General features: G+C 67.9%; 7 protein-coding genes and 1 pseudogene. 2 read left to right on the top strand and 6 right to left on the bottom strand.

Annotation, left to right across the window (positions count from 1 at the left end):
* Positions 1-430: pseudogene (locus DM816_RS09760) on the bottom strand (tetratricopeptide repeat protein); the annotation flags it as partial.
* A 136-nt stretch (positions 431-566) separates the two neighbouring features.
* On the opposite strand from DM816_RS09760, the gene DM816_RS09755 reads away from it, so the two are divergent.
* Complete coding sequence (locus DM816_RS09755; RefSeq protein ID WP_117209831.1) at positions 567-767, top strand: hypothetical protein; 201 nt, start codon at positions 567-569, stop codon at positions 765-767.
* 222 nt (positions 768-989) lie between these two features.
* On the opposite strand, the gene DM816_RS09750 is transcribed toward DM816_RS09755, so the two are convergent.
* Complete coding sequence (locus tag DM816_RS09750) at positions 990-1,625, bottom strand: TetR/AcrR family transcriptional regulator (protein ID WP_117209830.1); 636 nt, start codon at positions 1,623-1,625, stop codon at positions 990-992.
* Positions 1,626-1,738: 113 nt separating this feature from the next.
* On the opposite strand from DM816_RS09750, the gene DM816_RS09745 reads away from it, so the two are divergent.
* Positions 1,739-2,551: an alpha/beta fold hydrolase gene (locus DM816_RS09745; protein WP_117209829.1), complete on the top strand. Its 813-nt coding sequence runs from the start codon at positions 1,739-1,741 to the stop codon at positions 2,549-2,551.
* A gap of 136 nt (positions 2,552-2,687) precedes the next feature.
* Here DM816_RS09745 and DM816_RS09740 read toward each other — a convergent pair whose 3' ends face one another.
* From DM816_RS09740 to DM816_RS09725, 4 genes are all read right to left on the bottom strand, one after another.
* Positions 2,688-3,515 carry an oxidoreductase gene (locus tag DM816_RS09740; protein ID WP_117209828.1) on the bottom strand — a complete coding sequence of 276 codons (828 nt, stop codon included), beginning with the start codon at positions 3,513-3,515 and terminating at the stop codon, positions 2,688-2,690.
* 489 nt (positions 3,516-4,004) lie between these two features.
* Positions 4,005-4,943: a trypsin-like serine peptidase gene (locus tag DM816_RS09735; protein ID WP_117209827.1), complete on the bottom strand. Its 939-nt coding sequence runs from the start codon at positions 4,941-4,943 to the stop codon at positions 4,005-4,007.
* A gap of 89 nt (positions 4,944-5,032) precedes the next feature.
* Positions 5,033-6,133 (bottom strand): phosphotransferase, encoded by a 1,101-nt coding sequence (locus DM816_RS09730; RefSeq protein WP_117209826.1) that lies wholly within the window; start codon positions 6,131-6,133, stop codon positions 5,033-5,035.
* Positions 6,134-6,219: 86 nt separating this feature from the next.
* Positions 6,220-7,407, bottom strand: coding sequence for an RtcB family protein (locus DM816_RS09725; RefSeq protein WP_117209825.1), 1,188 nt, complete (start codon positions 7,405-7,407; stop codon positions 6,220-6,222).
* Between the last annotated feature and the right edge of the window lie 53 nt (positions 7,408-7,460).

Genomic DNA, 7,460 nt, shown 5'->3' with positions numbered 1-7,460 from the left:
AGGCGTCCCGCTCGCGGACCAGGGCCATCAGGCGTCGCAGCGGCGCGTCCCGCTCGAACGTCTCCGGCGGCGGGTCGGGCAGCCCGAGGCGGGCGGCCACCGGCGCCGCCAGCGCGCTGCTTCCCCGGATGCCGCGCAGCACCCGGCGCCACCGGCGCACGTAGTCGGCGTCCGGGTGCAGGGCCCGCACGATGCTGACAAGCAATTCCTCATCGAGGCGCCGCCGCCCCAGGGCGAAGTAGCCCGCGACCGTGCTTCTCGTGGTCCACTCGCAGGGCGGCTTGCCGTCCCTGCGCCACGCGTCGTTGACCGCCTTGGCTATCGCCGAGTACGGGCGGTCACCACAGAGCACCTTGAGCAGCCGCAGCCGGACGACCAACTCGTCCAGGCTGCTCGCGGTCTCCGGCTCCGGCAGTTCCGGCTCACCCATGGCACATCACCGGACGGCCCACGCGCCGCCTCCCGGCCGGCGTCCGAGATGGTCCGAGGAGGCTGCCCCGCGCACGGGCGAGCGTGAGACTCGCTGTGCCATGGCATCTTCGTCCATCGTTCCAAGGAGGCCTGTTATGAAGAGCACCGTTGGACGGCTCGCCGACCGGATGTTGTCGATCTTTGTGCCGCGTGCCACGGCGGCCGCGGCCTCGACCATGGGCTGCACCAACTATTTCTGGTGTCAGGCGTGCGGAAGCAGCCTGAAGTCGTGCTGGTCGCAGTACTGCGACGGCCAGTACGTCAACGGAAAGTGCGGGACGTGCGGCTGGTGCTGACCGGCCGTCGCCGTTCCCGGCTTTCCGCGCCAAGCGGTTCACGGCCGGGAACGGCGTCCTTTGAGTGTCCAACGCATGGTCTCCTCCCCCGTCTAGCGACATACGTCGCTGAAATTGGACGATGCGAGGTGGATGTACGGCAATGCGTTGGACACATTCGCACGGCGCTGGCACAGCCGCGGAAGTCTGCAACTCGCGGAATTTGAGGTCCGCTGACCGGAACTACGCTTCGTACTGGTTCAGGAACATGTCGACACCCTCGGTGACAAGGCGATCGGCGAGTTCGCTGTCGACACTGGACCCGAACGCGTTGGCAACCAGGTGCGGATAGAGCGTCAGTGCAACGAATTGAATGGTGGCCACCTGGACATCGGCGATGGTCAGGTGGCCACGGTCGGACAGGCCCTCGAATACCTCGCCCAGGATGGTGGTGAACTGCGCGGGGCCCCGCTCCTGCCAGGCCCGGCCGAGGTGGGGAAAGCGGCGCAGCTCACCGGTCACGAGGTTGCGAAGCGCGAGCACCGACGGACTGGTGACGCCCGCTAACAAGGCACGGGCGGTGCGGGTGAGCGCTTTACGCACGTCCCTGGTGTTGGTCAGCGACGCCCGAGCCTCGCCGAGCGTGGAGCCGAGAGCCTCGTCCAACGCCTGCCCGATGACCGCCGTAAACAGGTCTTCCTTGCTCCGGAAGTGGTTGTAGACGGTCACCTTTGACACGCCCGCGGCGGCGGCGACGATCTCCAGGTTGACGTCGAACCCGTCGCGGACGAACACTTCGCGCGCGGCGGCGATGATGGCCTGCCTGCTGCGCTCTGCGCGCTTGCCCGATGGAGCTGACGTTGCGTTGGCCTGCGGCATGATCCGAGCCTAACTTAACTGTTGCGTTCAGCAAAACTTATCTGTACGGTTCAGTTCAGTTGCGCCGAGCCGCTCAGGGCCCCGGCCGCAGAGGGCACAACGAATGGAACCGAATGAACCAGCTCACCACCGAGGTAAACCCCGCAAGCTACGCCGAGGTCAACGGCTTGTCCCTGCACTATGAGGAGCACGGCGCAGGCGAGCCGCTGATCCTGCTTCACGGTGGCTTCGGCGCCGCCGCCCTGCTCGGCCCGATCGTCCCCGCCCTGGCAGCCGAGCGCCGGGTCATCGCCGTCGACATGCGGGGCCATGGCCGCACGGCCGACATCGACCGTCCACTGGACCCCGCGCTGCTCGCCGAGGACATCGCCGCGCTGATCCGGTACCTCGGGTTGGAACAGGCCGATCTGATGGGCTATTCGCTCGGCGGCGAGGTGGCGCTGCGCACCGCCATCCAGCACCCCGCGCTGGTGCGCCGGCTGGTCCTGGTCTCCGTGCCCTTCGCCCGGTCTGGCAATCACTCCGAAGTGATCGCGGCGATGGACCACCAGCACCCGGGGCTGGCGGAAATGCTGAAGCCTTCCCCGAATTACCAGCACTATGCCCGGGTCGCGCCGCGGCCCGATGACTGGGCCAAGCTCGTCGCCAAGACGAGCGAACACCTCGCGCAGGACTACGACTGGTCCGCCGACCTGCCCGCGATCAGCGCCACGACCATGCTGGTCTTCGCCGATGCCGACAGCGTGCGGCCCGCACACGTCGTAGACTTCTATGGCCTGCTCGGGGGCGGGCAACGCGACGCCGGTGTGGACGGATCCGGCCGTGCGGCAACGCATCTGGCGATCCTGCCGGGCACCACGCACTATGACGTGCTGCTCTCGCCGCTCCTGGCACCCGCGGTCGCTCAGTTCCTCAATACGAGGTGACCTGAGCTTGACGTTGACATGCCCGATGGTGCGGATCGCCACGGGCAGTCGGCGAGGTCGTCGCGCACGCCAGGCACCCGGCATCAAATGGCGCATTATGCCGACTGGGACCGGACCGTCGACGCGACCGTAATGCTCAGATGTCGGTGGAGAGGGCCACGTGCCGCCACTGGTCGAGCTCCCGCCGCACCAGATCCAGCTTGGCCTCGATGCGGGCGACAGCGTCCGTGCCGAGTGTCAGGCGCAGCGGTGGCTCGGCGACCTCGGTGATGTCGACGATGGCCTTGGCCGCCTTCACAGGATCGCCCGGCTGGCGGCCGTTGTTGGCGACCAGGGCCTGGCGCACCGGCCCCGCACCCGCCGCATAGTCCGAAATGGACGTTGGCTCGACCTGCAGGCTGGAGTCGTTGAGGAAGTCGGTGCGGAAGCTGCCCGGCTCGATAATCGTGACCCGAACGCCCAACGGGGCCAGCTCGCCGCGCAGCGCCTCGGAGATGCCCTCCAGAGCGAACTTCGTCGCGCCATATAGCCCCATCGCGGGCACAGTCGCGAAGCCGGTCATCGAGCCGATGTTGAGCACGTGCCCGGATCGCTGCGCTCGCAGGGTCGGCAGGGTCGCCCGCAATGTGTTGAGAACGCCGAAGATGTTGACGTCGAACTGATCCCGGGCCGCACTGTCGGAGATCTCCTCAACCGCGCCCACCACGCCGAAACCGGCGTTGTTGACCACCACATCGATCCGGCCGAACTGCGCCAGGCCCGCCTCGACCGCGGCCGTCAGCTGCTCCGGTCTGGTCACGTCTGCGGTCACCGCCAGCAGCCCGGCCGGCTCCTCCGGGTATGCCTTGAGCACAGCCGACGTATCCCGGGCCGCGGCAATGACGTTGTGCCCACGGCCGAGCGCCGCACGGACGATCTCGGCACCCAACCCTCGCGACGCACCGGTGACAAACCAAACGCTCATGATCTCTCCTAGTACTTTCTTCCGCGGCCGACTGCGGCGATGAATCGACCCTAGGAGTTAGAGTCCGCTCTAAATCAATGGCTGTGTGACGCGAATCGCCATGGAGAGGCCACCCCCGAGAGGTCTTCCGCAGGTGGCTCCCGCAACGCGTTCGGAAGCCACCAGCGTCGACTTAGCCGCGCCGTCGGTTGGACACGGCTTTTTCGTAGCTGGCTTCCGATTCGTGGCTGTTTCGCGATGATGAGCAGGGTCATCGGCAGCAACGCCGCACCGCTGGGGAAGGCGGTAAATCCCAGCCGCTGGCGAAGGCATCAGGGACGGGATCGCCGCGCGATCGGGACGTTGATGTAGGACACCCAGGGCCATCGATGACCTGAAGCGGTCGGCGGGCAGCCCGCCGACGGTCTGCGCGGCCTGAGCCGGCCTACGCGATGCCGACCCACAGAGGCGGGGCACCGCCGGATCGAAGCCGCCGGTGCCCCTTGTGGTTCAGGCGCTCTGCGCGCTGTTGTAAAGGTTCTGTGCATCCGGACCGAAGTACGGCCCGAACATCCAGTTGGGGAAGAAGTTGTACTTGAAGCTGTTGACGGAGTTCAGCAGGCCGGTGCCGGTCGCTTCGCTGAAGGACAGGAACCATGGCCCGCCGCTCGCGCCACCGGTCATATTGCAGGTCATGCCGATCGCACCGGTGCCGAGGAACTCGTTGAAGACCGTGCCGCTGCAGTAGATCAGGGTGCTGCCGTTGTAGGGCGAGGCGGCCGGGTAGCCGAAGGCGTACATATTCTGCCCACGGGGCTGGTTGAAGGCGACGCCTTGCCCGCCGACGACGTCGGTGAGCAGCGCCCCATTGAGCGTGTTGACCACGGCGGCGCCGATGTCGTACGTGATGTTCTCGCTGGCGACCCATTGCGGGGTGGCCCGCAGCGACCGTGCGGTCCACGTGCCGTAGGGGGCGTTGCCGTTGTTGTAGGCCGGGACGAAGGTCCAGTTGGTGTGGAACGCGCCGTCGAGCTTCACGCAGTGGCCGGCGGTCATGACGGTGCTCTTGTTGGCGCTGGTGACGGCGCTTCCGGAGCAGGACGCGGTGCGGCCCTGGTAGGTGAAGAAGACCCGGCCGGTGGTACGCACCACGGCACCGCCGCCGGTCCAGGCGCTGCCGCCGTTGGGGAAGGCCATCGGCTCGATCGTCGTGGGTGTTCCGGCCTTGGCGACCGCGTCGGGCTGTACCGCCACCGCGGGCAGCTCCAGCGGTTGTGCGGCGCGCATGCGCTCCGGTGTCCAGAACGCCTGCGCGCGAGCCTGTGCGGCGGCGCTGATGTAGACGCCGTTTCCGAGGGCGGGCTTGGCGGTAGCGGTGGCGCCCATCGTGAGGGCCATGCCAACCGTAGCGAGGGCGACTGTGCTGACGCGCCATAGCTTCAGCTTCATTCGGGCATCACACTCCATCGTGGTGAGAGGGATTCGCCCACGATAGCCGAACATCGACATATATAACTAGCCTTGAACCGCGCCGGTGTTCAGTCCAGGGCCGGTGGCAGCGGCAGTTCTTGCTCTCCCCACTGGTGAACAAGCGCCGTTCGCAGTTGGGTTGCCAGCGTGCGCAACGCAGGGTCGACCAGGTCAGCCACCGGCGCCAGCCGGGTCTCGGTTGCACCGGTGAGCAGCCCCAACCGGTGCAGAAGCAGCGCGCGGCGCGGCGGCCCGGTCCGGTCGTCGCGGCCAATGCCCGACACACCGTCGAGGGCTCCGCCCAGAAGCCAGCCGGTCGCGATGGCGACCCAGACGATGGCGGCCCGAGCGATGTCCAAAGTGGATAGCGGCAGCGCCGAAGCGGAGCGCCACTCGGCCAAAGCGTCCGCGGCCAAGCCATCCGGCAACCGCCATGCGCACCAGCATGTCGGCCATGGCACGACCAGGTAGGCCAAGTCCCAGGCCACCGGGCGGACGGTCGCGTTTTCGAAGTCGACGAGCACGAGGCCGTCCGGTGTTTCGACGTTGTTGTCGGGGCAGGCATCGGCCGGGCTGAGGGCCACCGGCCCACCGACGCTGCCGGCGAGGGCCCGAAGCGGAGCGATCGCCTCGTCTGACGCGGTCAACCCGACCCGGGCAACGTTTCGGCTCAGCGATTCGATGCCGTCGGTCACCATGGCCTCGGTGGAATCCGCCGCGATCCCGGGAGTCAACCCGGCGGCGAACGCCCGCCCGGCCTCGACCGTCGCGGCGTGCAGCCGGCCCAACGATCTCGCCCACGACTGCAGCGTCAGCGCCGCCGCACCCGCGTCGTCGCCACGCAGCCGATCGGCGAGGCTGAGCCCGGTACCGAGGTCGGCCGTGACGATCAACGGCGGGTCGGCCACCGCCGCCAGCAGGGTCGGTGCCGGCAACCTCCGGCCATTGAGGACAGAAAGCGCCGTCGACTCGCGGGGCCAGCCTTCATCGGTCTGTTCTATGTCGAAGGCCTTCACGACCACATGGCGATGCTCATCGCCGGCAGTTGAGCCGGCTCGCACGACCACCGCTCGCGGACTGCCGGCCAGCGGCTGGCCGAACACGCGTAACTGTGCCACACCCAGCCGCTGGGCAGCAGCGACCAGGGCGTGGGGCAGGTCGACCGACATATGTCTGTTCCTTCCACGAGGCTCGGACCGAAGGCGGCACCTCCGATCAGCCGGGAGGGGAAATCCCTCCCGGCTACGGCACAGGATCAGCCCTTGACGCAGACCACCTGCTTGAGCCGTGCCAGGATCTCGACCAGGTCCGACTGGCGCGCCATGACCTCATCGATGTCCTTATATGCAGCGGGGATCTCGTCGACCACCCCGCTGTCCTTGCGGCACTCCACTCCCCGGGTCTGCTCTTCGAGGTCGACCGCGCTGAACTGCTTGCGGGCCTGCGTGCGGCTCATTCGCCGCCCCGCACCGTGCGAGGCCGACTCCAGCGCCGCGGGCGAGCCCAGCCCGCGCACGATAAACGACGAAGCGCCCATCGAGCCCGGGATGATGCCGAGGTCGCCGGCGCCCGCCCGGATCGCGCCCTTGCGCGTGACGAGCACCTCGTGCCCATCGTGGACCTCATCGGCCACGTAGTTGTGGTGGCAGGAGATCTCCTCACCGAACGTGGCCTTGCGGAACTGGGCCCGCACGACATCGCGCAGCAGCGCCATCATGACCGCTCGGTTGCGCCGGGCGTAATCCTGCGCCCAGAACAGATCCCGGCGGTACGCCTCCATCGTCGGCGAGCCGGCGACGAAGACCGCGAGGTCGGGATCGGGCAGGTCGGCGTTGTGCGGCAGCTCTTTGGCCCGTTCGATGTGGAACTGGGCCAGCTCGTTGCCGACACCGCGCGAGCCGGAGTGCAGCATCAGCCAGACCCGGCCCTGCGTGTCCAGGCAGACCTCGATGAAGTGGTTGCCACCGCCGAGCGTGCCCAGCTGCTGCATCGCGCGACCCTTGCGCCGCAGGACATGCGGCGCGGCCAGGTCGTCGAAGTCGCTCCAGAAACGGTGCCAGCCACGCAGACCCGTCTTCAGATGGTCGACGTCGACGGAATGCTTGTGCATCCCGAACCCCACGGGGATCGCCTTCTCGATGGCGCTGCGCAGCCGGGATAGGTCATCGGGCAGATCCTCCGCACGCAGGGAGGTCAGCTGCGCGGTCATGCCGCACCCGATGTCGACCCCCACCGCCGCCGGCGAAACCGCGCCGTGCATGGCGACGACCGAGCCGACGGTGGCCCCGATCCCCGTGTGCACATCGGGCATGACCGCCACCGCGTGCACCCACGGCAAGTCAGCGACATTGCGCAACTGCTGCAGCGCCCGCTCCTCGACGGTGGAGGGGTCGGCCCATAGCCGGAGCGGTGCCGCGGTACCACCAATAATTTCGAATGACATCACACCTCTCCTTCCTCTTCGCGGGTGAGCGCCAACGCAAGAGTCTGCCGGGT

This window comes from Allorhizocola rhizosphaerae (genome assembly GCF_003426775.1).
GTDB classification, from domain to species: Bacteria; Actinomycetota; Actinomycetes; order Mycobacteriales; family Micromonosporaceae; genus Allorhizocola; species Allorhizocola rhizosphaerae.
Note: the sequence above shows the minus strand (reverse complement) of the source record. Positions and strands in the feature narration are given on the sequence as shown.

What these genes read in the sequence shown, in the direction of transcription:
- DM816_RS09755 (WP_117209831.1), top strand. Translation starts at nt 567, where the DNA reads ATGAAGAGCACCGTTGGACGGCTCGCCGACCGGATGTTGTCGATCTTT.
- DM816_RS09750 (WP_117209830.1), bottom strand. Translation starts at nt 1,625, where the DNA reads ATGCCGCAGGCCAACGCAACGTCAGCTCCATCGGGCAAGCGCGCAGAG.
- DM816_RS09745 (WP_117209829.1), top strand. Translation starts at nt 1,739, where the DNA reads ATGAACCAGCTCACCACCGAGGTAAACCCCGCAAGCTACGCCGAGGTC.
- DM816_RS09740 (WP_117209828.1), bottom strand. Translation starts at nt 3,515, where the DNA reads ATGAGCGTTTGGTTTGTCACCGGTGCGTCGCGAGGGTTGGGTGCCGAG.
- DM816_RS09735 (WP_117209827.1), bottom strand. Translation starts at nt 4,943, where the DNA reads ATGAAGCTGAAGCTATGGCGCGTCAGCACAGTCGCCCTCGCTACGGTT.
- DM816_RS09730 (WP_117209826.1), bottom strand. Translation starts at nt 6,133, where the DNA reads ATGTCGGTCGACCTGCCCCACGCCCTGGTCGCTGCTGCCCAGCGGCTG.
- DM816_RS09725 (WP_117209825.1), bottom strand. Translation starts at nt 7,407, where the DNA reads ATGTCATTCGAAATTATTGGTGGTACCGCGGCACCGCTCCGGCTATGG.